The following is a 25,393-nucleotide window of genomic DNA, read 5'->3' as shown; positions in this document are numbered from 1 at the left end:
CTTTAGTCGATAATGTTTTCTAAACCGTACACAAGATGATCAATGTTCATTACTGTTTCAATTGATAATTTTACACCTGACATAAATGATGCACGATTGAATGAATCATGGCGAACCGTTAACATTTGTCCATCCCCGCCGAACATTACTTCTTGGTGTGCAATAAGTCCCGGTAAACGTACACTATGAATGTGAATACCGTCTACATTTGCACCACGAGCACCTTCTAGTTGCTCTACTTCGTTTGGATGACCTTGCTGCTTTGATTCACGATTTTGACGAATTAATTCTACTGTTTTGACAGCTGTACCAGATGGTGCATCTAATTTTTGATCATGGTGTAATTCAATTACTTCAACATCTTGGAAGTACTTCGCTGCCATTTGTGAAAATTTCATCATAAGAACTGCACCAATTGCAAAGTTTGGAGCGATAATTGTTCCTACTTTATTATCTTTTGCATTTTCTGTTAATTGCTTTAGTTCTTCTTCCGTAAATCCAGTTGTACCAATAACAGATCGAAGTCCACGTTCAACTGCAAGTGTCACATGTTTCTTTCCAACTTCTGGTGTTGTTAAATCTAATAATACATCTGCTTCCACTTCATCTAAACAAGTATGTAAATCTGCGTAAATCGGTGTATCTAACATCGGCATACCAGGTAAGTCTGAAATCTTTTCTCCACCGTGCTTATAGTCTACTGCTGCTACTAAATTGAAATGTTCTGTTCTTTCCATAAGAAGGACTGCTTCATGTCCCATACGTCCTCTTGGTCCAGCGATAATTACTTTAATTTCTTTCATTATTCTTTCTCTCCCTCATCAATGCGTGTCCAGCGATCTTTATCACGTGTATTAAATTTTTCCATTACAATGTTATGCGCTGTTTCTAAATCAATATTTAAACTATTTGCCATACAAATCATAACAAACAATACATCTCCAAGCTCTTCTTCAATACTACGTTCTGTTTCAGTTGTTTTCTTCGGTTTCTCACCGTAGTAATGGTTTACTTCCCTCGCAAGCTCTCCCATTTCTTCCGTTAAACGAGCCATCATTGCAAGCGGACTGAAATAACCTTCTTTAAACTGACCAATATATGCATCTACTTCTTTCTGCATATCTTTCATCGTTTTTGCTTCCATACTAATCACCTCTAATCCTTCCTCTTTCATGTTAGCCAATTCATCGCGATTTGACAAATATTATTCCCCGCCAAACACCTATTTGCGACCCTTTTTTGGATAGACTATAATGAAGTGAAACTTTCTTTTGCGGTTTTGGCAAAAGATCAGCTAAAATCAATTATTTTTTTATAGCCTTCACTATTTTTATTAACAACTAGAAATTACTTATCATTATGTTTTACCGTTTCAGCGGAGCAATGCAATCTACATAATTAGGGGGATTTCTATATGACATCAAGTTTGAAGATTCGAAATATCATTTTCATTTTAATCGGTTCCGCTATTTTTTCTTTCGGTATTGTGAATATCAATATTGAAAATCACCTTGCAGAAGGTGGATTTACCGGTATTACACTATTATTGTATTTTCTATTTAAGTTTGACCCTTCTTATTCAAACTTAATTTTAAATATCCCTATATTTTTTATTGGTTGGAAGTTACTTGGAAGAACGACATTTATCTATACACTAATCGGCACATTCAGCGTATCTTTATTTCTATGGATTTTTCAGCGTTACGACGTTCTTAACTTACATTTAAACTTACAAAATGATATGACACTCGCGGCTTTATTCGCCGGGGCATTTATCGGTATCGGTCTTGGCATAATATTTAAATATGGGGGGACTACTGGCGGTGTAGATATTATCGCAAGACTCGCTCATAAATATGTTGGCTGGAGTATGGGGAAAACAATGTTTATGTTTGATGCTATCGTCATTATCGTCTCTATTCTTACCTATTTATCATACCGCGAAGGCATGTATACGTTAGTTGCTGTTTTTATCGGAGCGAAAGTCATTGACTTTATGCAAGAAGGAGCCTATGCGGCAAAAGGAGCAACTATTATCTCAGATAAAAACGATGAAATTGCTGCCCAAATTTTATCTGACATGGAGCGCGGAGCAACCTTTTTAAAAGCTGTTGGATCGTATACGAAAGTGGAACGGAACGTATTGTATTGCGTTGTCGCTAAAAATGAAATCGTGAAATTAAAAAATATTATTACTTCTGTAGATCCTCATGCCTTTGTTGCTGTAAGTGACGTACATGATGTAGTTGGTGAAGGTTTTACATTAGATGAAAATAAAAATCCGTTACATAATTAAATTCAACTAGAAAAGCTCTTTAGCTTTTCTAGTTTTTTATTACATATCTTTTAAGCTTCTCCCAATCCTCATAAATAAGCTCCAACAAACTCCGATTATAAAAAATAGAAGCTGGATGAAAGGTCGGAAAAATAGAATATTCTTTTTCTGTCCATACAAATTCTGTACAGCAACTATCTTTCAATTGTTGCACGGGTTGTTTTAACAATTCTCCATGAACATCTGTAATTTTATGATTTTTACCGACTAAACGCTGTAATGCAATATTACCAAGCGTAACGATAACAGGAGGGTCTATATGTTCCAACTCATAATCTAATAAAGGTGCATGAGCGAGTATTTCTCCTTGATTTGGTGTTCTATTATACTTTTTCTGTATTTTTTCGCCATTTCGTTCTTTTTTCTCTCGCCATTTATATGGCCTACTCCGGACCGCACTCGTAATATATACTTCTTCCCTTGTAACATGTATACGTTCTAAAAACTCCATTAAATGTTTTCCAGCTCTACCGCTAAACGGAATCCCATTATGAATTTCTGTTTCACCAGGTGCTTCACCAACGAGCATAATTTTTGGGTTTCCAGGGCCTTGTCCACTTAGAAAACCTTCTAGCTGATACGAAGCACTATGCTCTTTCACTTGCTTTACTATATAATCTGGATATTCCATTATCTCCCCCCTCATCGTATGCTACTTAATGATGATTTCCCTACAATATTTCTTTCATTTTATCCTCTCCATTTATTACAGATAATAAAAAAAGACTATCAAAATTGATAGTCTTTAGTCGTCGCTACGCTGCATACCAGTATATATTAATACAAGACGTAATAATTCAAATACCGCTACAGCTGCAGCTGCTACATATGTTAATGCTGCCGCATTTAATACTTTACGAGCTTGGCCGTACTCATCTGTCGATACGATACCAAGTGCTTCAATTTGTTGCATTGCGCGTTTTGATGCATCAAACTCAACTGGTAATGTAACAAGTTGAAAAACAACACCTGCTGCCATCAAAATAATTCCTAGCAACAATAAACCAGACATTTGTGCAAACACACCAATTAAGACGAAAACCCAAGACATATTCGAGCCAAAATTAGCAACTGGCACTAATGAATGACGAACACGCATGAAATTATAATCTTTTGCATCTTGAATCGCATGCCCTACTTCGTGTGCTGCTACTGCTGTACCAGCAACTGAATGGCCATAGTAGTTATCTGTTGATAATCGAACTGTTTTGGCAGTTGGATCATAATGGTCTGATAAATGACCTGGCGTTTCTTCTACAGCTACGTTGTATAATCCGTTTTCATCTAAAATTTTCCGAGCCACTTCTGCTCCTGTCATACCTGATGTTGAATAAACTTGTGAATACTTGCTATAGGCACTACGTACTTTTGACTGTGCATACAACGGTATGATCAAAATGATCGCGAAGTAAATTAAATAAAACATCATGAACCTCCATTGAAGTTTTAATTATAGTACTTCTCATTCTATTTTTTTCTGCCACCATTGTCAATGAATAAACCTTACAATCCGTATCTTTATTTATCCCGCTATTTGTAGACAGTTAGACTCCCACCTCAAAATTCTGCTGGAGCAAAGAAGTTAGGCGGTATATTCACTGCCCGTAAACGCCCGATTGATGAGGGCTAATAATCAATGAGGTATGAACCTCCCCACTGATTAAAGTTTCACTTTATCGCATTATCTATTTTTAGAATGTACATTACTTTTTCTTTTCTCTCGCTCGCCTTTATACTTTCTCCATCCAACATAAGTTAATGTGAATAAAATAAGTCCTCCAGTAATTGTCATAAACCAAATGAGAGAGGGGGCAATTTCATCTTTTTTTACTGTGTGAAATATCTTTTGCAAATCTCCTTTAATGATTCCTAATTGCATTTGCCCACCTTTCGTTTTTAACATAACGTTACGAAATTCATCCAAATAAGATAAATGAGCATTTACACGTTGCACCTCGTTTTCTGGCAAAGCAATCATTAGGCTTGGGTAAATAATATTAAATTCATTTAAGAATGTATTTAACGTTTGCTGAAACTGTCCAGTATCTTCTTTTTTCATCGCTTTTTCCATTTGAGAAAAAGCATCCATTACTTTCCCTTCTCTTTCCATCCAAAGCGGTTGATATTTCGATACTTGCGCATCAACAGCAAGTTGTAATGCTATCACATTATCAATTTTAACTTGCTTACCTAAATCTTCTTCCGAGAGAGATTGTTTCGCTTTGTCGTAAGCTAAAGAAATGACTCTAATTTGATCTGGTGTTACTTCTTGCTTCTTTTCATTCCCCTTCACTAAAAACTGCTCCGAGAAATATTGTAATACTTGTACTGCTTTTTCATCTTCATTACGCTTCACTAACTGTAACGAGTCGTCTAGCAACCCCGTTAGTTCACTCCACTCTTCAGCATATATACGTAACGGAAACATTATAATTAGAAATGCTATCAATCCAATTAATGTTCTCTTCATCCCGGTCCCCCCTATAACTACTAGTACAAAATATGTGGAATTGGACAAGAATAGAACAGAACTGTCCCGAAAAATATATTATCGTTTTACAAACAAAAAAATTCTCTTTAAGCAGAGAATTTTTCCTTTGAAATCCTTTTCTTTTTTACGAAATATCTATACAAGCTGTAACAAAGTATACTACCACCTAAAATGAATAATAAAATAGCACACGCCGCATGCATAAAAAATTCTTCTGGTAGCATTAAAATAATCGGATCCGATTCAATATCAAACATCCAATAATCGTTACTGAATAACAGCTTATGGAATAATACAAAACTCTTTTCAAAATTAATAGCGATTGGCAACACCAGTGCTATCGGAAATATAATTGTTACAATCGATCCATGCAGTAAAAATTTTTCGTTTTTTCTTTTTAATAAATAAACGCCGCCTATCACTACAATCATAATTGTCGCATACATCACATATTGAATCTTTACTATAATATTTTTAACATCTACAAAATGAATACGACCATTTGTAGACATATCTAATGTCGGTAAATGTAATGCTCCGTCATAAAACGGAGATAAATATGTAATTAGCACATCATAATTTCTCTTAATTTCATCTTTTGTCATATCCGCTAAATCTGGAATGTTTAAAAAATCAATTTCAAAATAATACAGCCATTTTCCATATATAACTGCCATTGTTGCAAGTGCAAAAATAGAAAATGCTATGCTATATGAAACAACTAACGTAATCAATCGATCCAATATTTTTCCACTCTTACTTCTCTTCATTTTCTCCCCCTAAATGTTCACACCATCATAAAGAAAACTGTTTTCGGCGCTCACGTAAGCAATAATAGTATGTGATGCACAGTACGACAATACTTAACCAAAATGTAAAATAACCAATTTTCTCTACAAACAAATGCATAATTCCATATCTCGGCATTTGCCAAAATAAATAATCAATTGCGTCATTATGTAATGTCCATATACCTGCTACTACAAAATGCCATTTTTTTATACGGTAAAACGGAGCATATAACACTCCCTGCACTGCCATTGCAAAATGCGATAGCATTAACATATACCCCATCAAGCCAATAGGACCTTTTACATAAATCATAACCACATTTACAACAACAGCCCATATACCATATTTTATTAAAGTTACAATTGCCAGCGCCTCTATTAATCCCCAGTTTCGCTTTACCAAGAAAGCAATTAAAACAAAGACAAAAAAGAGAGTCGCCATAGGACTATCTGGTACAAACGGCCAAAATATAGGTGACGTTTCTTTTAATTGATTTCCATACCATATAAATCCGTAAATTGTACCTAGTATGTTAACAATCAATAAAAATAATAATACTGAGCGTTGTCTTAACATTGCATACAAGTAAACCAAGCTGTATGTCCAACACCTTTCATTCTTTCCTCAAACTCTACTCTATTATATAGTAAACTTTCTGTCATCAAAATAAAAAGCTGACCACAAAATTTGTAGTCAGCTTTTCTATTATTTTTTATTATACTTTGCAACGAATTCCGAAAGCTTTTTCAGTTCTTCATCCGTACCTTTAAATACACCTTTAGGCATGGAACCTTTTCCATCTTTCGCAATTTTAGCGATTTCTTCAGGTTTTAAAGTTAAGTTCTGCAAAGCTGGTGCTGCCGCCCCGCCTTGTAAATTATCACCATGACACGTTAAACAAGTATTTTTTTGCATTAACTTGTAGCCGTCATCATTTTTATCAACTGGTGCTGTTTTTACAATTGCGCCTTGTTTCTTTGCAGCTTCCCAGTCGTGGTGTGCTACAGATTCCCAAGTTAAAAAGATAATCGATGCAATTGCTAAAAGCATAAATCCAGTGGCTACAGGACGCTTCAACGGGCGTCTTTCTGGACCTCGATCGAGAAATGGAGCTAACAGCAATGCTCCGAACGCAATCCCTGGCATAATAAACGCTCCAATTACAGTAAATGAACCAGAAGCATAAGAATACTTTAGTAACTGATACAAAAATAAGAAATACCAATCTGGAAGTGGTATATATCCGGCATCTGTCGGATCCGCCATTCTCTCAAGCGGTGACGGATGTGCCACTGTTAAACATAAATAACCGATTAAAAAAACTGCACCAACCATCCATTCTTTTAACAAGAAGTTCGGCCAAAATGCTTCTGTTTTTCCTGGGTATTCAGAATAATCTTTTGGAATATTTGGTTTCCGAGCTACTGGTACTCGAGAATCTCCTACAAATTTCATTCCTTTGCCGCGATGCATAATCTCCCTCCTTTAGTTCTTTCCCCTTTAATTTAGCAATCTCTTATAGTGGACCGGAAATACCTTGTTTGCGAATCATGATGAAGTGGAAGGCCATTAAACCTAGAAGTGCTGCTGGTAAGAAGAAGACATGAATAGCAAAGAAGCGAGTTAATGTTTGAGCGCCAACAATTTCGGAATGACCAGCGAGTAATGTTTTAATATAAGGACCAATGAGCGGCGTTTGCTCTGCGATTTGAATCCCTACTTTCGTAGCAAATAACGCTTTCATATCCCACGGTAATAAATATCCGGTAAAACCTAGACCTAACATAACAAAGAAAATAAGAACACCAACAATCCAGTTTAACTCACGAGGTTTTTTATACGCACCTTGGAAGAAAACTCTGAGTGTATGTAAAAACATCATTACAATTACGAGACTAGCACCCCAGTGGTGCATACCACGAACAATTTGCCCGTACGCAACTTCATTTTGTAAATAGTAAACAGATTCCCACGCATTTTTAATATCAGGCACATAATACATCGTCAAAAACATTCCAGATAAAATTTGAATTACAGTAACGAAAAAGGTAAGTCCTCCAAAGCAATAAACGAATGCAGAAAAGTGATGTGCCGGGTTTACATGTTCAGGTACTTCATGATCAGCGATATCGCGCCATATCGGTGTAATATCTAAACGTTCATCTACCCAATCATAAATTTTATTTAGCATCTACTTTGCACCCCCTTTTGGCTTCGCTTTTCCTAAATACAGCGTTCCATCTTTCACTTTAGACTCGTACACATCAAGCGGAGCAAGTGGCGGTGTGCCTTTAATATTCATACCATCTTTTGTATAACGTCCTCCGTGACAAGGGCAAAAGAATTGATTCGGATGTGCTTTGTCCGAATTCCAGTTCACTGTACACCCTAAATGTTTACACACTGGAGAAAATGCAACGATGTCTCCGCTTTCATCTTTATGCACCCAAGCAGATTTTGGCTCTTCAGACTTGTACCATCCGTCAACCTGTTTCACCTTAAAGTCGAAACGCTTCGGCTCTGTTGTAATATCCTTTACTTGCGCAACAGCAACCATATCTGTTCCCGCTTCTTTTCTTAACACCGGATCAAGCGCAAATCGCGTCATCGGCATTAAAATACCCGCTGCCATAAAGCCTCCTACTCCTGTAAGTGTGTAATTTAAAAACTGTCTTCTTGACACACGATGTTCTTTCTCGCTCACGAAAATTTCCCCCCTCTATCAGAAATTGTCCCCTCGTGAAAAATAATATAAAAAATAAATACTAGGACACTATCATGATATAATACCCTCATGCACAGGTCAATATCATACTACTCATAATAATAAGAACTTTCTGTTTATTGCTATTTTCCCCATTTTTCTTCTAACATTACCATTATATTTTTTATATGAGCTTGAATGACTTCTCTCTTCGCTTGATCACTAAATTGTTCTAACGCTAATGAGGGTAACCAAAATAAATCCCCCTGTAACTCTTGCATATCTTCTTTCCATGAAAAATCACTTGTAACATAAGCAATATGTTTAAAGCCTTGACTTTGTAAATGATCTGTCCATTCTTGCAAACGAGCTTTTTCATTCTTTTGACTTTCTACTAAATACGTAAATGCAGGTAGTAAAAGCACTCTTCCTTTATATTCTCTTTCCAACTCCATACTCAACAATTCAATAAATTCACCTTGTTCTACTACCGTTTTCATTTCTTTTGCTGCTGAAATTGACAAAAGAGGTATTACCCCTGTATCTACATACTCCCTTGCTTGCTCAAACTGTTCCACGTCTTTTACAATCCATTTCACATTTCTTCCCTCCCTCCAGTTAAAATGACAGAACTTTCACTTTATATATATTAAACCATACTAAAAGGGGTAAAAAAAGAAAAACTACCCAAGATAGGTAGTTTTTCTTAAAAAAGTCCGAAATTTGTAAAAATTCAATAATTCAAATAAATCCTATAAAGTCTTTAACTCCGCCGTTAACCTATGAAACGCTTCCTTATCTTGCTTATCCAACGCTTCATCAATTTGTTTCAAAAGACGTTCTCTTCTAAATGAAAATACACTCTCTTCTAAAAATCTCTCTGCAAGTAAACGATCTTTTTCATTTACTTCAATATGCTTTGGTAAATATGGATTGTCTTCTAATACAGCTACATAGTTTGCGTTTTGGAACGATGATTTAAAGTTGAGTTGAATATAAATATCCTCATCTCGATTTAAACGAATATCATGAAACGATTTTTCAGCATCTGTTGTCATAACATTTTGTTTAAAAAAGTGAAACGGTGTGTCTTTCACGCAATTTGCTGACATCACTAAGCCACGCGGACAATATTTTGCATGCTCTACGAAGTGGACTTTATGCATTAATTGGTCGTGACTCATTAAATAATTCAAAATCCATACACATTCACGCTGTTTCAGTTGGTAATTATTCAAAAACCATTTCACAAAATCCTTCTTCTCGTTTACAGAAACAGGGGTATTCATAGCAATTAAGTCCCTCCTCTGTCTTTCTCTTTTCTTTTTAGATTCAAGAAGCGGCATTCAGTTTCCTTCCAACTTATGAAAAATCCTCTAAATTATATAACAACTCTTCAATATGAATTTGTGTCGGGTCTAGTTGTAATAACTGAGTAAACACTTCTTTGGCCTCTTTTCGCATTCCTTCTTCCAATAAGAAATAACCGTACTCTTCCAAGAAGTCTGGATGATTCTTAAAAGAAGTATATGCACTTTCATAGTGCTTTAATGCATCCGAATACATTTCTAATTGTTTTTTTGCAAACGCAAGATCCCAAAGTAGTTGTGTATCTGGCTCTCCGCTATCAATAGCACGCTCTACAACTGTGATTAACTCTTCATACTTTTCTTGTCCTTTTAAAATATATGCATATTTTAATATTGCACCTAAATGTCCTGGATCTAACTCAAGCGCTTTTTGAAGCACTTCCTCTGCCTCTGCTACTTTTCCTAATTTAGCTGCAATGCTCGCTAATTCTACATAAAACGGAACAGCAAGCTCATCTACTTTAATTCCTTCTTGAAGTGTTTCATAGCTTTCTTGCAGCATTCCTTCTTTTTCATAGCTTTTCGCTAAATACATGTATAGTGATGCGTACTCAGGATCTAATTCTTTTAGTTCTTGCCAAGCACCAATTGCTCTTTGATATTCTTCTCCTTGATATAATGTGAAAGCATATCCAAATAAGGAGTGAATATCTTTTTGCTCCTCTAAGCCTGCTTCATAGTAAGAGATCGCTTCTTCCCAGTTTCCAATTGCACTTAACGTTTCTGCGAGACGAAGTGCAATGACAACACCCCCCATTACTTTATGTTCCGCTAATAGCGACTCGTAATAAGTTATTGCCTTTTGTTCTTCACCTTTACTACTATATAATTCTGCTAATCCAAACGTAATAACAGGTTCGTCAGGCATCAATTCTTTCGCCTTTAATAGTTTTTGCTCTGCTACATCATCAAAACCTTGCATTTGGAATAAATCTGCAACAAGCAATAACGATTGAACATATAAATCATCATTTTCTGGAATATCATGAAGTACTTCAATCGCTTCATCTTCTTTATCTAAATCAATATATAATTCTGCTAAAAATACCGTAAATTCACTCTCTTCCGGATATAGCAAGCGTAAATCTTCTGTTATTACTAGCGCCTCATCCGTAAACCCAAGTGTATGATAGTAGCGAGCGATATCATACTTCTCTTCATCATTCGCAACTTGTAATTGTTCTTTTAATAATTGTAATCCTTTTTCCGCTTCACCATTTTCAATATATGACACAGCTTGTTCAAACTTTTGCATAAACGTCTCCTTTAATTCTAAAAAATATTCTCTTCTGTTCATTTATCCCGCTATTAACGGGCAGTCAGACCCCCACCTCAAAATTCAGCTAAGGCAAAGAAGTTAGTTTGGGGATCAACTGCCCGTAAAAGCCCGATTGGTTCAACTAATAATTAGCGGGGGATAAACATCCCCCCACTGATTAAAGTTTCACTTTATCATAAGCAACGCACTGTTATAACGCAACCTTTAGAATGAGCATGCTCCTTCTTGTACTTTTTCTTATAGCGTAGCTACTTGTTCAAAAAGTTCGGATGTGACACCGATCCCTCACTACTTTCTATTGTACCGTTTTCTTTCATAACCGTGCAAATAACTTCCCTTATTAATTATGAAGCAACACCAACCAAGCTTTTAGGAGCTGTTCATGCAGGATAAAAAAGACTCCTATAAAAGGAGCCTTCACAATTTCTTAAGAATAGGTTTCTTCTTTCTTAACTTGCTCATTTACAAGCTCTTTCAGTAATTCTATAATTTCATCATTTTCTTCTTTCAATCCGACGGTAATACGAATGCCATCATGTATTCCAAATGCAGCACCAGAACGAACAATATATCCTTTCTTCATTAATCGTTCGAAAGCTTCATTACCAGAAATACCAAGTTTTAAGAAAATGAAATTTGTTTGAGACGGATAATAGAATACGTTATATTCCTTACAAAATGCATAGTATTGATTTAACCCTTCAGCATTTTTTTGCACACAGTCTTGTAAAAATGTTTGATCTTCTAATGCAGCTATTGCTACAGCTTGGGCTACAGTCGATGTATTGAACGGTAACCTTGCTACTTCCAACTGCCCGATTAACTTCGCATCACCAATCGCATATCCAATTCGAAAAGCAGCTAAGCCATATGCTTTTGAAAATGTACGTAATACCATAAGATTTTCATATTTTTCAAGAAGTGGCAATGTTTGCGGATAGTCTTTTGCTTCCGCATATTCATAATATGCTTCATCCATAATAACGAGCGCTGACTTAGGTACTAATTCTAAAAATGAAAGTAATTTTTGTTTCTCTACATATGTACCTGTCGGGTTATTCGGATTACAAATCCACACAATCTTCGTTTTATCATCTACTTGTTGTAACATTGCATCTAAATCGTGAATGCCATCTTTAAGTGATACTTCACGAACTTCTGCCCCTTCAATAACAGCATGGTGATGGTATTGCGAGAATGTAGGATTCGCCATTACAACATTTGTTCCTTCATGTAGTAAGGCACGGCTAATCATTTGAATAACTTCATCTAACCCACTACCGAATAACAGTTGTTCCGCTTTTACACCTAAATGATCAGCTACTTTTGTCCGAAGTTCAAAAGCATATCCATCTGGATAAAGAGCGTATTGACTCACTAATGATGTTAACGCTTCTGTCACATTTGTAGAACAACCGAATGGATTTTCGTTCGATGCTAATTTCACAATTTTTGATAATCCATATTCTCTTTTTACTTCTTCAATATTTTTCCCAGGTACATATGCTCTCAAAGTTAACAATTGCTCTTTCACTCTCATTTTTCTTCCCCCAGTCATTTTATTGAATTCGATTACAGTAAGGGATTATAATCCCTTACTGTAATCTTTTATCATAACCGTCACTATTACGAAAACACCTCTAAATAAGCACTTCATAACTGTTCCCTATATTTTTAAGCCATATCCTTTTGAAATGCTTCTAACGCAATATGAACAGTCTCATCAGGAATAGATACGACGTTCACCACCCCATATTCCTGCATAAGTACCATATGAATTGTTCCAGCATTCGCTTTCTTATCTTGTTTCATCAGTTGAACGAGGCGCTCTACATTCAAATCGCTTGGCATTTTTGGATAGCCGTATTGCAAGAACCACTGCTTTATCTCTTCATAAGCAAGATCAACTTTATACACTTGCTCACTTAAAAATAAAGCAAATAACATCCCAACTGCTACTCCGTCACCGTGAGTAATATTTCCATATCCAATCTCTTTTTCAAGAGCATGCCCTAGCGTATGTCCAAAGTTCAAATGAGCACGTACACCTTTTTCTGTTTCATCTTGCGATACAATATTTGCTTTTACAGGAATCGCCTTCATTAATATGTGAATTAACTTCTCATCACGAAGATCCGCCAATGTTTGCACTTCTTCTTTTAACCAATGATACAGTTCAACATCACCAATCAAAGCATGTTTTATCACTTCTGCAAAACCTGAACGCCATTCTTTTTCAGGAAGAGAGTATAAAAATGGTGTATGATATACAACCGCTTCTGGCTGATGGAATGCACCAATCATATTCTTCCCTAACGGATGGTTAATTGCTACTTTCCCGCCTACTGCACTATCGTGAGCTAATAAAGTCGTTGGAACTTGGACAAAGCGAATGCCACGCATAAACGACGCAGCAACAAAACCAGCCAAATCTCCAATCATTCCGCCTCCAAGTGCGATAATTAAAGAATTTCTATCTAATTTATTTTCAAGAGCTGACGTATGAGCCGCATAGAAATTTTCAAAAGACTTCTCTTTTTCACCACTCGGTACAACGAATGAAAATACTTCTTGCTCTACTTGCAATGCATTCACAACTGTCTGTAAATGTAAAGATGCAACAACTTCATCTGAAATGATCATTACGTTAGATACAACTGGCTGCATATTTTGAACAAATGTTGTCAAATGTAATAATGCCTCTTTCCCAACATGTACATCATATTCTTTTGATTTCGTTTGAATATGTATGTTTTCCATTAAAATCCCCTCGCATATTCATTATGTTTCTCCATATTTTCACGAATAAGATCCATACGATCTAATCCAAATTGTTCTATTAAAGCAGTCGCTAATTCCCAAGCCACAACAGCTTCTGCAACGACACTAGCTGCTGGTACAGCACAACTATCTGAACGTTCAATGCTTGCTGTAAAAGGTTCTTTCGTATCAATATCCACACTTTGAAGAGGTTTATATAGTGTAGGTATCGGTTTCATCACACCGCGCACAACAATTGGCATTCCAGTCGTCATACCGCCTTCTAATCCACCTGCATGATTCGTTCTTCGTGTATATCCACGTGCTTCATTCCACAGAATTTCATCATGAACTTCACTTCCGGGTCTATGGGCTGCTTCAAAACCAATTCCAATCTCAACACCTTTAAAGGCATTAATGCTCATAATCGCGGCTGCTAATTTCGCATCCAGTTTTCGATCATAATGCACATAACTTCCTACTCCAATTGGCATTCCTTCCACAATTACTTCAACGATGCCACCGATTGAATCACCATTTGCTTTCGCATCATCAATTGCTTTTATCATTTGGTTGCCAGCTTCTTCATCTAAACAACGTACAGGTGATGCTTCTGTAATACTTTTTAATTCTTCAATTGAACGATACATAATCTCCTTAGCTTGTACACCGCCAATTTCAATTACATGGCCTGCCACTGTAATACCAAGTTCCGCTAACACTTTTTTAGCAACCGCACCAGCAGCAACACGCACTGTCGTTTCGCGTGCTGAAGAACGTTCAAGTACATTTCTCATATCTCTATGACCATATTTAATCGCACCATTTAAATCAGCATGTCCAGGTCTTGGTTTTGTTACTTTCCTCTTCATTTCTTTTTCTTCTTGTTCCGTTAACGACTCTGCACCCATAATTTTTGTCCAGTGTGCAAAATCACGATTTTCAACAACAAGTGCAATTGGAGAACCTAATGTCTCTCCATGTCTAACACCACTTGCAATTTGCACTTGATCTGTTTCAATTTGCATGCGTCTACCACGCCCATATCCCTTTTGCCTTCTAGCTAACTCTTCATTTATATCATCCGCTACTAAAGGCAGTCCTGCTGGAATACCTTCTATAATCGTTGTAAGTTGTGGACCATGAGATTCACCAGCTGTAATATATCGCATACGTTATTCCTCTTTTCGTATATGTATTTATCTCGCTATATTAAGCAATGATATTATCTTTCATTACTCTAAAAATATGAAAGAAATTATATGATTGATCAGCCATTCGCTTATTCTCCGATAGGCCTTTTACTTTACATATCAATATATCATAACCGCTCTAACTTCGTAACTAATCCAAATAAAAAAAGTGCAAGAAGAATACCCCTATTCTTCTTGCACTTTTTACTATTATCACAGTGATTAAAGCGTTTACAAATTATTTCAAAATAATTAGTAAATCCATTCATTCATTAATTTTGAGTAGTCTACCAATTCTTCTTCTTTAAAGAAAATAGCAATCTCGCGCTCTGCGCTTTCTAAAGAATCAGAACCGTGGATAATGTTTTTCGCAACAGTTACACCGAAATCTCCACGAATTGTTCCAGGAGCCGCTTCATGTGGTCTTGTTTTACCCATCATATTACGAGCTGTATCTACTACACCTTCACCTTGCCATACCATTGCAAATACAGGTCCAGATGTAATAAAGTCTACTAATTCACCAAAGAAAGGTTTTTCCTTATGCTCACCGTAGTGTTGTCCAGCAATTTCCGGAGTGACTTGCATTAATTTTGCACCAACTAATTGAAAGCCCTTTTTCTCAAAACGAGCTACAATTTCCCCAATGAAGGCACGTTGTACACCGTCTGGTTTTACCATTAGAAATGTTTTTTCCATAAAAAATCTCTCCACTTCTGAATTATGTATGTAATTGTATATCCCCACACACATATTAACACCCTTATCACAATTGTGCAATAGTTTTGAAATAGAGAGATTATTTTATTTTTTAGAATAAACACTAAAATTTTCGTTTTCCAATATACTTTGCAACATTTTGTAATGCATACTTTGCTTGCCCACGTGGGAGTGGTTTTATTATTTCCAATGCTTTATGTAAATAACGTTCGCTAAACGCAAATGCTTGATCAATAGCTGTACTATTTTTTACAGCATCAATAATTTCTTTCATTTCACTTGCTGTTGTATTTTCATGTACAGAAGTGATTTTCTTGCGGAGTATTGGATCTTCCATCGCATATAAAGCAGGCAGCGTAATATTTCCTTGTAGTAAGTCACCACCAGCAGGTTTTCCAAGTTTCTCTTCTGTTGAAACGAAATCTAAAATGTCATCAATAATTTGATAAGACATTCCTACGAAATACCCATACCAAAACAAACGATTTACCGTATCACGATTAGCACCAGCAGCAATCGCCCCTAGCTGACAACTCGCAGCAATTAATAATGCTGTTTTTCGCTTTATCCTTCTTAAATACGTTCGTAAATTTTGGTCATAGTTATATTTATCTTTAATTTGTTCAATTTCACCTTTACATACTTCTAAAATTGTATGCGACAGTGCCTGATGCGCCTCTGGAATTTCGATATTTGTTACACATTCAAGAGACTTAGCAAACAGATAGTCTCCTGTATACATTGCAATACGATCTCCCCATTTCGCATTCACAGTCGCACTACCGCGTCGTAAAAACGCTGCATCAATAACGTCATCGTGAACGAGAGAAGCCATATGAATAAGTTCCAACGCAACAGCGACGTGCTTAATTGCGTCTAACTTATAATCCCCGAATTTCCCTGCAAGCAACACGAATACAGGACGAATTCGCTTCCCACCAGCTTCAATGAGTTGTAATGCCGCCTCTTCTACTAATGGCTGTTCAGAAGCAACTGTCTTTTTTAATTCTTTTTCTATTACATTAATATCCGATCGTAAAAAAGAGTACATAAGTTGTAACTTCATATTGTTCACCTTAACCTAAAACTTCTTTTTTCTATTTTGATTCTGGTTTCATACCTAAATGCATCGCTGCTACTCCAAAAGTAAATGGTTTCACTTGTACACGTTCAAGTCCAGCTTCCTCAAACATTTGAGCCAATTCTTTCATCCCTGGGAATGTACTAGCGGATTCTTGAAGCCATGAATATTCTTTATAGCTTTTCGCAAACATCTTTCCAAATAACGGCATGATATATTTAAAGTATAAAATATACCCTTGTCGAAAACCAATCATTGTTGGTTGCGATGTTTCTAGGCAGATTACTTTACCACCTGGTTTTACTACACGTGTCATTTCTTTTAATACGTGTAAATAATCTGGTACGTTACGTAAACCAAATCCAATCGTTACATAATCAAATGTATGATCTTCAAATGGAAGTTCCATTGCATTTCCATGTAGAAGTTCTACTTGTTTTAATTGTAACGCCTCTACCTTTTGTTTACCGACAGATAACATGTTTTCACTGAAGTCTAGGCCAACAACCTTCCCCTGCTCACCTACAGCTCCTGCTAGCGCAATTGTCCAATCCGCTGTCCCGCAGCACACATCAAGCGCTTTACTGCCAGGTTTTACATCCATAATACGCATCGTCTCTTTACGCCATGCTTTATGTCTTTGAAAACTAATTACAGAATTCATCACATCGTATTTATCTGAAATTTTCTCAAATACATCATGTACTCTTTCTTCTTTTGATTGTTGCATGCTCGTACCTTCTTCCAATGTAAAATTGCTTATGTCTTCGATTTATCTCTTAACACAGAATTTATTTCACTTATGTCTGTGTGATCTTCTAAAAATTGATCTTCTTTCTTTCGTAATTCCATCATCCATTCATTAATAACTGTTTCTGCATCAGCTTTATCCCCTAAAGCCTCTTGCACTGCTTGAAAAACAGGTGAATGTTGTTTATCAGCATACAGTTGACATTCTTTTTGGAGACGATTTTTCCCTAATACATACGTTATAAATGGTTTCCAATGTGATAAATGGAAATGATCACATGTTTTTTGAAGGAGCGCAGATTCAATCGTTACTACACTCTCCATTATGTTATCCATCTTGTCATGCGCTTTTTGGTATAGCATAATTTTATGTTCATTAATCTCTTTAATTCCTTCAGCAAGCGCGCGAATTAAAACAATATCACGATTCATAGACAATAAGTAATAATATAGCCCACTATAGTAATCACCTGCAAGTACTGTTAACTGGCGGCGTTTATGCGATTCAATCGCTTCTTCCCCCGCTTTGTTTGATACTCTTTCATGTGTATCAAGCGCAATTTGCACAAGCATAATCGTTACTACATAATGCTCAATTTGTTCTATATGTAAATTTTCACTTTTTAAAGCTCCATATAACAATGCTATTTTCTCTTCATCAATACATGGTTCTTCAATATAGTTTATAAAATAAGGATGGCGTAATTTCTCCATCAATTTCTCTTTTATACCCGCATACCCTCCGTAGATGTCACACACAAAAAATCACCCTTGTTTTCTAATTCATAAAACTTATTATAACACATACATTCTATTTTCTATAACCAAAACTTGGCTACACCTTCCATTGATGTAAGCAATCTTTCTATTCTCACTCTGCCCAACTAACACTATATCATTTATTTACTTGTAAAAAAAAGAAAAGCAGTTTCCCGCTTTTCTTTACTTCGTTTTAATAAAAGATAAAATTTCACTACGCGCTGCAGCATCATTTTCAAGCACACCACGTACTGCCGTCGTTATCGTTTTCGCACCTGGTTTTTTCACACCACGCATCGTCATACACATATGTTCTGCTTCTACTACTACCATTACACCATGCGGCTCTAGTACTTCCATGATAGAATTAGCCACTGTTGATGTAATACGTTCTTGTAGTTGTGGACGACGTGCAATTGTATCTACAGTACGAGCTAATTTACTTAACCCCGTCACCTTTCCGCCTTGCGGAATATATGCAACGTGAGCAACTCCATAGAATGGAACTAGATGATGCTCACACATCGAATAAAATGGTATATCTTTTACTAGTACAAGCTCTTCGTGATCTTCTCCGAATACTTTATGCAAATGCTCTTTTGGATCTTCATGCATCCCCGAGAACACTTCTGCGTACATTTTTGCAACGCGCTTCGGTGTATCAAGTACTCCCTCACGATTTGGGTCATCTCCGATTGCCTCTAAAATAAGGCGTACTGCGTGTTCAATTTGTTCTAAATTAACTTTTGCCATCCGCTAGCCCTCCCGAAAACCTAAAAGTGATACGAACACATTCTAGCATATTTATGTTTTTAAAAGCAAAAAGAAGAGTTCCCAAAAAGGAAACTCTTCTTCCCTGTTAATATGTAAGGATTATTTAACCGCATCTTTTAACGCTTTACCAGGTTTGAATGCAGGTACTTTACTTGCAGCGATTTCAATCTCCTCACCTGTTTGTGGGTTACGACCTTTACGAGCCGCACGCTCACGAACTTCGAAGTTACCGAATCCGATCAATTGTACTTTATCACCTTGTTTTAAAGCTTCTAAGATAGAATCAAAAACAGCGTCTACTGCTTTTGTTGCGTCCTTTTTAGAAAGGGAACTTGCTTCTGCAACAGCATTGATTAAATCTGTCTTGTTCATGCCATTCACCTCCTCCCAAAGATAAGACTGTATAATGATCATAAAATGAGTCTTACTTTCATTTGTAGGCAATTTTTACAAATTCTATACTACAAAGATGTAGATAAATCATTATCAACGCCTATATTATACGATTCTCCTTTATAATTCAATATTTTTAAGGAAATTGTTACTCTTAAAATGTGAAAATCTGATGAAACTTGACAATTTACAACAATGTATTAGATAATGACTGTTTATTTTTCTATTCGATACGTAAAGAATAAAAAAATCCCTCTACAATGAGAGGGATTTTTTCTTATAATATAATCGCAATTAATCCGCCAGATCCTTCATTAATAATTCTTTCTAGTGTTTCTTTTAATTTATATCTAGCATTTTCTGGCATTAAAGATAGTTTTGCTTGAATTCCTTCTCGAACAATAGAGCTAAGCGAACGTCCGAATATATCGGAATTCCAAATTGATAATGGATCATCTTCAAAATCTTGCATTAAATAACGAACTAATTCTTCACTTTGCTTTTCAGTACCAATAATCGGCTCAAACGTCGATTCAACATCTACTTTAATCATATGAATAGATGGAGCTACCGCTTTTAATTTCACACCAAACCTTGAACCGTGACGTATGATTTCCGGCTCATCTAAGCTCATATCAGCTAGTGCAGGTGCTGCTACACCATATCCTGTTTGCTTTACCATACGCAGGGCATCCGCCACTTGATCATATTCTATTTTCGCATGAGATAAGTCGAGCATAAGCTTCAGTAAATGATCTTTCCCTCGAATTTCTACCCCTACTACTTCTTTTAAAATTTGATCGTACAATTCATCTGGCGCATATAAATCAATCTCTGCCACACCTTGCCCCATATCAATGCCAGCTAGACTTGCCCGATCAATAAATTCATATTGACTAAACTGCCAAACGACACGGTCCACATCACGAAGACGTTTTATATCCTTCACAGTCTCTTGAACTGCTTCTTGATAACTTTTGCGTAACCAATGCCCTTCATTTAGCACCATTACCCAACTAGGAAGGTTTACATTCACCTCTAATACTGGGAACTCAAATAACGCTTCTCGAAGTACATTATATACATCTGTTTCTCTTAAACTCTCTACACTCATCGCAATTACTGGTATATCATATTCTTCAGATAAACTTTGGCGTAATTGCTCTGTATCCGGATGATACGGCTGTACAGTATTGATAATCATAATGAAAGGCTTTCCAACTTCTTTTAACTCATTTACAACGCGTTCTTCTGCCTCTATATAATCTCTTCTTGGTATTTCGCCAATCGTTCCATCCGTTGTAATTACAACACCAATTGTTGAATGTTCTTGAATTACTTTGCGCGTGCCGATTTCTGCAGCTTCATGGAATGGAATAGGCTCTTCATACCAAGGAGTATTAATCATACGCGGGCCATTCTCATCTTCATAGCCTTTTGCTCCTGGAACCGTATATCCAACACAATCTACTAATCGAATATTTACTTCAAGTCCTTCATCTACTTCGATAGAAACCGCTTGGTTTGGAACAAACTTCGGTTCCGTCGTCATGATTGTACGACCAGCAGCACTTTGAGGCAGTTCATCCTGCGCTCTTTGGCGATCAGATTCATTCTCAATGTTCGGAATAACAACAAGTTCCATAAATTTTTTAATGAATGTTGATTTCCCTGTTCGAACAGCTCCTACAACTCCAAAATAAATATCACCGCCTGTGCGTTCCGCAATATCTTTAAAAATATCTACCTTTTCCAAGTGATTCCCTCCCTCAAAATTTTTGGGAATAATTCCGCGTATATAGTCAACTAATACCTTCTCTAACGTTGCCTATAATATCTGATATAATATAATGGTATTCTAGAAGTTCGGACAATATATCAAATAATTTTGTCCAATTTCATATGACTATTTAAAAAATACTTTTTGTTTGCATCACAAGTTGTATAACATAAAAAACCTTTCTTCTAGAACTTATTCGCTAAAAGAAAGGTTCATGACTTATGATTTAAAAAAAATTGGTTCTCCGTCCTTCACCGTATACGGTAAAGAATATGCGGGAACAAATGGCGAGTCTTTCAATAGTATATTTCGAATATCTTCTCCTTCCTTAAATTGCCCTTCATTTTTTTTCAACACTTCATATAAGTCGATTCTGTAGTCAACAAATACTTCTCCTTTTTCATTGATTACAAAAGGAAGTCCTTTACCAGAATACGGACTTGTCACTTGCGGTACATCTTTATATCCTAGTTTTTTGTAATCCAATTCATATACCCCGTCTGAAATTACTTTTTTAAACGGTGGATATCTATGTTCATCACGGTACATCCTTAGTTTTAATGATAATTCCTGAATTTGTTCAACCATCCTTATATCAATTAACTTTACGGTCGGATTTGTTTCAACATCTATTAATACGTATTGGTATACCCCTCCACTTTCATACGCATTCCCTGGTGCTTCTTGTATGTAGCGCGGAGCAATTTTTTGAAAATCGATTGGATACTTTTGATAAATAGGTGTACTCATATCACGCGTTTTAATTGGCAATATCCCACCATTTTGTTCCTTATATGTCGTAATAGCTTTTTGAACAACTTGTAACTGATCTTCATAAGGAACAGCATTTTGTTTCATATTTTCTTTCGGATACATACACCCTGTTAAAACGCTGATGCAACAAAATATTAAAATAATATGGATTTTTTTCACTAACAATCACCTTTTCACGCTAGTATAACTTACTCCTTATGTAACATTTTGAGATAGACTCCTCTTACTGCTCCACAGGTCCACTAAATACAACAAGAAAAATAACAATACCCGACACAATCATGAGGGTGTACGCTACTAACGCTGTAATCCCTTTCAGAAATTTATTTTTCATTTTATGCCTACTTAATAAAATAAAAACTACTGCAACAAACATAAATCCCATTGCCCCTAAGGAAAACCACATTTTTATAAGCCCTTCTGACATATATACACCCCTTTACTTTTAATCTATTTTTATACTATTTTAACAAATTAAAATCTTTAAACAAATACAATTCATCATTTTAATGCAAATAAACAAAATTTATGTACAAAAATAAAACCGAAGCGCATTATTTTGCGCTTCGGTTGACCAAATATGCCCTTACCAGCTCTATTCCCATTCTTTCATGGCTATCATAAATCTACAATCTCTTTGTTTCTCATAATTTATTTTTTAAACATTTTGCTTAACGAGCCAAAATCTGCTGGCATATTATTGTTAATAATCGCTTTTACAATTTGATCCTCTTGCTCTTTCGGCACCTCACGTCCTGCCATAAGAGCTACTTGATGAATCAATTGACGAAGCACAGTTTCATCACGTAAATTCGCATTTTGTACAGATGACGCTAATTTAAAAATATCCTCTTTGTTCACTTTCGCTTCCTTCTCAATATTATTAAAAATGTTATTATCCATTCTTTTCACCCTCTCCTCAAGTTACACTTCATCCTATGCAAAAATAAAAAAATGGTGAAAAGACCCAATCAAAAAATAAAAAAGCGACAGGAGTACAAATTGTACTTCTGTCGCTTTTATTTAAAGTAAATCAGGTATAGCTTCCACTTCATGTTTTCGAACGCGTCCCATCAATGAGCCTACTGCATCCTTTACATTATTCCCATTGAACAACACGTCATATAAAGCAGCTGTAATCGGCATTTCAACTTCCATCTTCTCTGCCAATTCATGAGCAGCTTTCGTTGTTCTTACGCCTTCTACAACCATCCCCATACTTTCTAACACTTCTTCTAAAGAGTGCCCTTTTCCGAGCATATTTCCAGCGCGCCAATTTCGGCTATGAACACTTGTACAAGTTACTATCAAGTCTCCCATACCAGTTAGACCAGCGAACGTTAAAGGATTTCCGCCCATTTTTCTTCCTAAACGAGCAATTTCCGTTAAACCACGTGTCATTAATGCCGCTTTCGCATTATCACCTAATCCAAGACCATCCGTTATCCCTGCAGCTAATGCGATAATATTTTTTAACGCACCACCAAGCTCAACTCCAACAATATCAGGATTTGTGTATACACGGAAGTAGCTATTCATAAACAAATCTTGTACTTCCTCAGCCGCTTCCATACGCTTCGCTGCCGATGTAACAGTTGTCGCTTGACGTAAGCCGACTTCTTCAGCATGACTCGGTCCAGACAGTACAACAACATCTTTAATCAAGTTCTCTGGAATTTCTTCCTCAATCACTTCCGAAATACGTTTTGACGTACCTGGTTCGATCCCTTTACTTGCATGAATCCACGTAACTGGTTCTGTAACAATTTCTTTCATCTCTTGTAATACATCTCTGTACGCTTTCGTCGGTACTACTAACAGTACTGTATTTACATCTACTAATGCTTCTTCTAAAGAAGAGTAGGCTACGATTGTGCTTGGCAATGTAATTCCTGGAAGATATCGACTATTCTCATGTTTCGCATTAATCTCATCCATAAGTTCAGAACGATTTCCCCAAATACGTACATCATGTCCATTGTCAGCTAATACCATCGCTAACGCTGTTCCCCAGCTACCTGCTCCTATTACTGTGATTTTTGTCATAAAATCACATCCTCTCCATTAGTCTCTTGCTCTAGCGATAATGTGAATCGGTGTTCCTACAAAACCGAACGCTTCACGTAAACGATTCTTTAAGAAGCGCTCATATGAAAAGTGCATTAATTCTGTATCGTTTACAAACACAACAAATGTCGGTGGTTTTACCGCAACCTGTGTCGCATAGAAGATCTTCAGACGGCTACCATTATGAGTCGGCGTTGGATTCATCGCTACAGCATCCATAATTACATCATTTAATACATTCGTTTGTACACGGATACTATGACTTTCATTTACTTCATTAATAACTGGTAACAATGTTTGTGTACGTTTTTTCGTTTTCGCAGATAAGAATACAATCGGTGCATAGTCCAAGAATTGGAAATGAGCACGAATATTTTCTTCAAATGCTTTCATTGTTTTCTCATCTTTTTTCACTGCATCCCATTTGTTTACAACGATAATAACAGCTCGTCCTGAATCATGAGCATATCCAGCAATTTTTTTATCCTGTTCAATAATTCCTTCTTCTCCGTCTAAAACGACTAAAACAACGTCAGAACGTTCAATCGCTCTAAGCGCACGAAGTACACTATATTTTTCTGTGCTTTCGTATACTTTCCCTTTTTTACGCATACCAGCTGTATCGATAATTACATAATCTTGACCATCTTTGCTATATGGTGTATCAACAGCATCACGTGTCGTTCCTGCTATATTACTTACAATTACACGTTCTTGACCAAGAAGTGCATTTACAAGTGATGATTTCCCTACGTTTGGACGTCCAATTAAAGAGAAACGGATTGTTTCATCGTCATACGCTTCTTCTTCAATCTTCGGAAAATGATTTGCAGCTTCATCTAACAAATCACCAAGTCCTAAACCGTGTGTACCTGAAATCGGGAATGGCTCACCGAATCCTAATGCATAGAAATCATAAATGTCACTACGCATTTCTGGATTATCAACCTTATTTACCGCAAGTACAATAGGTTTTTTAGAACGATATAAAATTTTAGCAACTTCTTCATCTGCTGCAGTTACACCATCGCGACCATTCGTCATAAAAATGATAACATCTGCTTCATCAATCGCTACTTCCGCCTGTTGACGAATTTGTGTCAAGAACGGCTCGTCTCCAATATCAATTCCACCTGTATCAATAATGTTAAACTCATGATTTAACCATTCTCCCGCACTATAAATACGGTCTCGCGTTATACCTGGTATATCTTCTACGATTGAAACTCTTTCTCCAACAATTCTATTGAAAATAGTAGATTTTCCTACGTTCGGGCGGCCTACTATTGCTATTACTGGTTTCGGCATATACTTTCATCCTTTCAACTTGCTTCTGTTTATTATGTAAAAAACCCTTCTTTGTGCAAGAAG

General features: G+C 36.3%; 29 protein-coding genes. 1 reads left to right on the top strand and 28 read right to left on the bottom strand.

What is annotated here, in order from left to right; genetic code table 11:
• Positions 1 to 2 precede the first annotated feature (2 nt).
• Positions 3 to 803 (bottom strand): dihydrodipicolinate reductase, encoded by an 801-nt coding sequence (gene dapB / locus ACS2MN_RS11690; protein ID WP_000658815.1) that lies wholly within the window; start codon positions 801 to 803, stop codon positions 3 to 5.
• Complete coding sequence (locus ACS2MN_RS11685) at positions 803 to 1,144, bottom strand: nucleotide pyrophosphohydrolase (RefSeq protein WP_044810165.1); 342 nt, start codon at positions 1,142 to 1,144, stop codon at positions 803 to 805. The genes dapB and ACS2MN_RS11685 overlap by 1 nt, the downstream gene beginning before the upstream one ends.
• Positions 1,145 to 1,414: 270 nt before the next feature.
• Here ACS2MN_RS11685 and ACS2MN_RS11680 point away from each other — a divergent pair, with 270 nt between their 5' ends.
• Complete coding sequence (locus ACS2MN_RS11680) at positions 1,415 to 2,296, top strand: YitT family protein (protein ID WP_000204285.1); 882 nt, start codon at positions 1,415 to 1,417, stop codon at positions 2,294 to 2,296.
• 28 nt (positions 2,297 to 2,324) lie between these two features.
• Here the strand turns inward: ACS2MN_RS11680 and ACS2MN_RS11675 are convergent, their stop codons facing one another.
• The 26 genes from ACS2MN_RS11675 to der all read right to left on the bottom strand — a co-directional run bounded on the left by ACS2MN_RS11675 (position 2,325) and on the right by der (position 25,330).
• Positions 2,325 to 2,966: a uracil-DNA glycosylase gene (locus tag ACS2MN_RS11675; RefSeq protein WP_000456304.1), complete on the bottom strand. Its 642-nt coding sequence runs from the start codon at positions 2,964 to 2,966 to the stop codon at positions 2,325 to 2,327.
• A gap of 114 nt (positions 2,967 to 3,080) precedes the next feature.
• The gene (locus ACS2MN_RS11670; RefSeq protein ID WP_000499539.1) at positions 3,081 to 3,761 is read right to left on the bottom strand and encodes a zinc metallopeptidase; all 681 of its coding nucleotides are present in this window, start codon (positions 3,759 to 3,761) and stop codon (positions 3,081 to 3,083) included.
• A gap of 255 nt (positions 3,762 to 4,016) precedes the next feature.
• A complete protein-coding gene (gene ypjB, locus ACS2MN_RS11665) occupies positions 4,017 to 4,805 on the bottom strand; it encodes a sporulation protein YpjB (RefSeq protein ID WP_000831603.1) in 789 nt (262 codons plus the stop codon).
• A 107-nt stretch (positions 4,806 to 4,912) separates the two neighbouring features.
• A complete protein-coding gene (gene lit / locus ACS2MN_RS11660) occupies positions 4,913 to 5,596 on the bottom strand; it encodes a lipoprotein intramolecular transacylase Lit (protein WP_000830607.1) in 684 nt (227 codons plus the stop codon).
• A 25-nt stretch (positions 5,597 to 5,621) separates the two neighbouring features.
• The gene (locus ACS2MN_RS11655; protein ID WP_000262817.1) at positions 5,622 to 6,212 is read right to left on the bottom strand and encodes a DUF1405 domain-containing protein; all 591 of its coding nucleotides are present in this window, start codon (positions 6,210 to 6,212) and stop codon (positions 5,622 to 5,624) included.
• Between the two features lie 111 nt (positions 6,213 to 6,323).
• Complete coding sequence (gene qcrC, locus ACS2MN_RS11650; protein WP_000554601.1) at positions 6,324 to 7,091, bottom strand: menaquinol-cytochrome c reductase cytochrome b/c subunit; 768 nt, start codon at positions 7,089 to 7,091, stop codon at positions 6,324 to 6,326.
• Positions 7,092 to 7,134: 43 nt separating this feature from the next.
• Complete coding sequence (qcrB, locus tag ACS2MN_RS11645) at positions 7,135 to 7,809, bottom strand: menaquinol-cytochrome c reductase cytochrome b subunit (protein ID WP_000932700.1); 675 nt, start codon at positions 7,807 to 7,809, stop codon at positions 7,135 to 7,137.
• A complete protein-coding gene (qcrA, locus tag ACS2MN_RS11640) occupies positions 7,810 to 8,322 on the bottom strand; it encodes a menaquinol-cytochrome c reductase iron-sulfur subunit (RefSeq protein WP_001290419.1) in 513 nt (170 codons plus the stop codon).
• 143 nt (positions 8,323 to 8,465) lie between these two features.
• Entirely contained in the window at positions 8,466 to 8,921 is a 456-nt protein-coding gene (locus ACS2MN_RS11635; protein WP_000871317.1) for a YpiF family protein, read from the bottom strand.
• Between the two features lie 153 nt (positions 8,922 to 9,074).
• Positions 9,075 to 9,611, bottom strand: coding sequence for a ReoY family proteolytic degradation factor (locus ACS2MN_RS11630; RefSeq protein ID WP_001095919.1), 537 nt, complete (start codon positions 9,609 to 9,611; stop codon positions 9,075 to 9,077).
• Between the two features lie 73 nt (positions 9,612 to 9,684).
• Positions 9,685 to 10,947, bottom strand: coding sequence for a tetratricopeptide repeat protein (locus ACS2MN_RS11625; RefSeq protein ID WP_001168690.1), 1,263 nt, complete (start codon positions 10,945 to 10,947; stop codon positions 9,685 to 9,687).
• Positions 10,948 to 11,398: 451 nt separating this feature from the next.
• Positions 11,399 to 12,511 carry a histidinol-phosphate transaminase gene (gene hisC, locus ACS2MN_RS11620; protein WP_001264039.1) on the bottom strand — a complete coding sequence of 371 codons (1,113 nt, stop codon included), beginning with the start codon at positions 12,509 to 12,511 and terminating at the stop codon, positions 11,399 to 11,401.
• 134 nt (positions 12,512 to 12,645) lie between these two features.
• Entirely contained in the window at positions 12,646 to 13,731 is a 1,086-nt protein-coding gene (gene aroB / locus ACS2MN_RS11615) for a 3-dehydroquinate synthase (RefSeq protein WP_000427689.1), read from the bottom strand.
• Positions 13,731 to 14,903 carry a chorismate synthase gene (aroC, locus tag ACS2MN_RS11610; protein WP_001269352.1) on the bottom strand — a complete coding sequence of 391 codons (1,173 nt, stop codon included), beginning with the start codon at positions 14,901 to 14,903 and terminating at the stop codon, positions 13,731 to 13,733. Before aroC ends, aroB begins: the two co-directional genes overlap by 1 nt.
• A 273-nt stretch (positions 14,904 to 15,176) precedes the next feature.
• Positions 15,177 to 15,623 carry a nucleoside-diphosphate kinase gene (gene ndk / locus ACS2MN_RS11605; RefSeq protein ID WP_000415890.1) on the bottom strand — a complete coding sequence of 149 codons (447 nt, stop codon included), beginning with the start codon at positions 15,621 to 15,623 and terminating at the stop codon, positions 15,177 to 15,179.
• A 124-nt stretch (positions 15,624 to 15,747) separates the two neighbouring features.
• Positions 15,748 to 16,710 carry a heptaprenyl diphosphate synthase component II gene (gene hepT, locus ACS2MN_RS11600; RefSeq protein WP_000776090.1) on the bottom strand — a complete coding sequence of 321 codons (963 nt, stop codon included), beginning with the start codon at positions 16,708 to 16,710 and terminating at the stop codon, positions 15,748 to 15,750.
• A 31-nt stretch (positions 16,711 to 16,741) separates the two neighbouring features.
• Positions 16,742 to 17,455, bottom strand: coding sequence for a 2-heptaprenyl-1,4-naphthoquinone methyltransferase (gene menG, locus ACS2MN_RS11595; RefSeq protein WP_001187664.1), 714 nt, complete (start codon positions 17,453 to 17,455; stop codon positions 16,742 to 16,744).
• Positions 17,456 to 17,484: 29 nt separating this feature from the next.
• Positions 17,485 to 18,234, bottom strand: coding sequence for a heptaprenyl diphosphate synthase component 1 (locus ACS2MN_RS11590; RefSeq protein WP_000332836.1), 750 nt, complete (start codon positions 18,232 to 18,234; stop codon positions 17,485 to 17,487).
• Positions 18,235 to 18,417: 183 nt separating this feature from the next.
• Complete coding sequence (gene folE / locus ACS2MN_RS11585) at positions 18,418 to 18,987, bottom strand: GTP cyclohydrolase I FolE (protein WP_001151479.1); 570 nt, start codon at positions 18,985 to 18,987, stop codon at positions 18,418 to 18,420.
• A 120-nt stretch (positions 18,988 to 19,107) separates the two neighbouring features.
• Positions 19,108 to 19,380 carry an HU family DNA-binding protein gene (locus ACS2MN_RS11580; protein ID WP_001043860.1) on the bottom strand — a complete coding sequence of 91 codons (273 nt, stop codon included), beginning with the start codon at positions 19,378 to 19,380 and terminating at the stop codon, positions 19,108 to 19,110.
• A gap of 298 nt (positions 19,381 to 19,678) precedes the next feature.
• Positions 19,679 to 21,157, bottom strand: a complete 1,479-nt coding sequence (gene spoIVA / locus ACS2MN_RS11575) for a stage IV sporulation protein A (protein ID WP_000416518.1) — start codon at positions 21,155 to 21,157, stop codon at positions 19,679 to 19,681.
• 243 nt (positions 21,158 to 21,400) lie between these two features.
• On the bottom strand, positions 21,401 to 22,114 hold the full coding sequence (locus tag ACS2MN_RS11570) for a hypothetical protein (RefSeq protein ID WP_198129861.1): 714 nt from the start codon (positions 22,112 to 22,114) through the stop codon (positions 21,401 to 21,403).
• A 64-nt stretch (positions 22,115 to 22,178) separates the two neighbouring features.
• Positions 22,179 to 22,382, bottom strand: coding sequence for a DUF2768 domain-containing protein (locus ACS2MN_RS11565; RefSeq protein WP_001289001.1), 204 nt, complete (start codon positions 22,380 to 22,382; stop codon positions 22,179 to 22,181).
• Between the two features lie 224 nt (positions 22,383 to 22,606).
• Entirely contained in the window at positions 22,607 to 22,858 is a 252-nt protein-coding gene (locus ACS2MN_RS11560) for a stage VI sporulation protein F (RefSeq protein WP_000369753.1), read from the bottom strand.
• Positions 22,859 to 22,978: 120 nt separating this feature from the next.
• Positions 22,979 to 24,001 (bottom strand): NAD(P)H-dependent glycerol-3-phosphate dehydrogenase, encoded by a 1,023-nt coding sequence (locus ACS2MN_RS11555; protein WP_000161759.1) that lies wholly within the window; start codon positions 23,999 to 24,001, stop codon positions 22,979 to 22,981.
• 18 nt (positions 24,002 to 24,019) lie between these two features.
• On the bottom strand, positions 24,020 to 25,330 hold the full coding sequence (gene der, locus ACS2MN_RS11550) for a ribosome biogenesis GTPase Der (RefSeq protein WP_001125887.1): 1,311 nt from the start codon (positions 25,328 to 25,330) through the stop codon (positions 24,020 to 24,022).
• Positions 25,331 to 25,393: the final 63 nt, after the last annotated feature.

It is taken from the genome of Bacillus cereus group sp. BceL062 (assembly GCF_051780025.1).
In the GTDB taxonomy this organism is placed as follows: Bacteria; Bacillota; Bacilli; order Bacillales; family Bacillaceae_G; genus Bacillus_A; species Bacillus_A toyonensis.
The sequence above is the reverse complement of the archived record's forward strand: the minus strand, read 5'-3'. Positions and strand labels throughout refer to the sequence as shown.

Excerpts from the sequence above, each read along its gene's own strand:
- dapB (WP_000658815.1), bottom strand. The coding sequence starts at position 803 with ATGAAAGAAATTAAAGTAATTATCGCTGGACCAAGAGGACGTATGGGA.
- ACS2MN_RS11685 (WP_044810165.1), bottom strand. The coding sequence starts at position 1,144 with ATGGAAGCAAAAACGATGAAAGATATGCAGAAAGAAGTAGATGCATAT.
- ACS2MN_RS11680 (WP_000204285.1), top strand. The coding sequence starts at position 1,415 with ATGACATCAAGTTTGAAGATTCGAAATATCATTTTCATTTTAATCGGT.
- ACS2MN_RS11675 (WP_000456304.1), bottom strand. The coding sequence starts at position 2,966 with ATGGAATATCCAGATTATATAGTAAAGCAAGTGAAAGAGCATAGTGCT.
- ACS2MN_RS11670 (WP_000499539.1), bottom strand. The coding sequence starts at position 3,761 with ATGTTTTATTTAATTTACTTCGCGATCATTTTGATCATACCGTTGTAT.
- ypjB (WP_000831603.1), bottom strand. The coding sequence starts at position 4,805 with ATGAAGAGAACATTAATTGGATTGATAGCATTTCTAATTATAATGTTT.
- lit (WP_000830607.1), bottom strand. The coding sequence starts at position 5,596 with ATGAAGAGAAGTAAGAGTGGAAAAATATTGGATCGATTGATTACGTTA.
- qcrC (WP_000554601.1), bottom strand. The coding sequence starts at position 7,091 with ATGCATCGCGGCAAAGGAATGAAATTTGTAGGAGATTCTCGAGTACCA.
- qcrB (WP_000932700.1), bottom strand. The coding sequence starts at position 7,809 with ATGCTAAATAAAATTTATGATTGGGTAGATGAACGTTTAGATATTACA.
- ACS2MN_RS11630 (WP_001095919.1), bottom strand. The coding sequence starts at position 9,611 with ATGAATACCCCTGTTTCTGTAAACGAGAAGAAGGATTTTGTGAAATGG.
- ACS2MN_RS11625 (WP_001168690.1), bottom strand. The coding sequence starts at position 10,947 with ATGCAAAAGTTTGAACAAGCTGTGTCATATATTGAAAATGGTGAAGCG.
- hisC (WP_001264039.1), bottom strand. The coding sequence starts at position 12,511 with ATGAGAGTGAAAGAGCAATTGTTAACTTTGAGAGCATATGTACCTGGG.
- aroB (WP_000427689.1), bottom strand. The coding sequence starts at position 13,731 with ATGGAAAACATACATATTCAAACGAAATCAAAAGAATATGATGTACAT.
- aroC (WP_001269352.1), bottom strand. The coding sequence starts at position 14,903 with ATGCGATATATTACAGCTGGTGAATCTCATGGTCCACAACTTACAACG.
- ndk (WP_000415890.1), bottom strand. The coding sequence starts at position 15,623 with ATGGAAAAAACATTTCTAATGGTAAAACCAGACGGTGTACAACGTGCC.
- hepT (WP_000776090.1), bottom strand. The coding sequence starts at position 16,710 with ATGAAGTTACAACTTATGTACTCTTTTTTACGATCGGATATTAATGTA.
- menG (WP_001187664.1), bottom strand. The coding sequence starts at position 17,455 with ATGCAACAATCAAAAGAAGAAAGAGTACATGATGTATTTGAGAAAATT.
- folE (WP_001151479.1), bottom strand. The coding sequence starts at position 18,987 with ATGGCAAAAGTTAATTTAGAACAAATTGAACACGCAGTACGCCTTATT.
- ACS2MN_RS11580 (WP_001043860.1), bottom strand. The coding sequence starts at position 19,380 with ATGAACAAGACAGATTTAATCAATGCTGTTGCAGAAGCAAGTTCCCTT.
- ACS2MN_RS11565 (WP_001289001.1), bottom strand. The coding sequence starts at position 22,382 with ATGTCAGAAGGGCTTATAAAAATGTGGTTTTCCTTAGGGGCAATGGGA.
- ACS2MN_RS11560 (WP_000369753.1), bottom strand. The coding sequence starts at position 22,858 with ATGGATAATAACATTTTTAATAATATTGAGAAGGAAGCGAAAGTGAAC.
- ACS2MN_RS11555 (WP_000161759.1), bottom strand. The coding sequence starts at position 24,001 with ATGACAAAAATCACAGTAATAGGAGCAGGTAGCTGGGGAACAGCGTTA.
- der (WP_001125887.1), bottom strand. The coding sequence starts at position 25,330 with ATGCCGAAACCAGTAATAGCAATAGTAGGCCGCCCGAACGTAGGAAAA.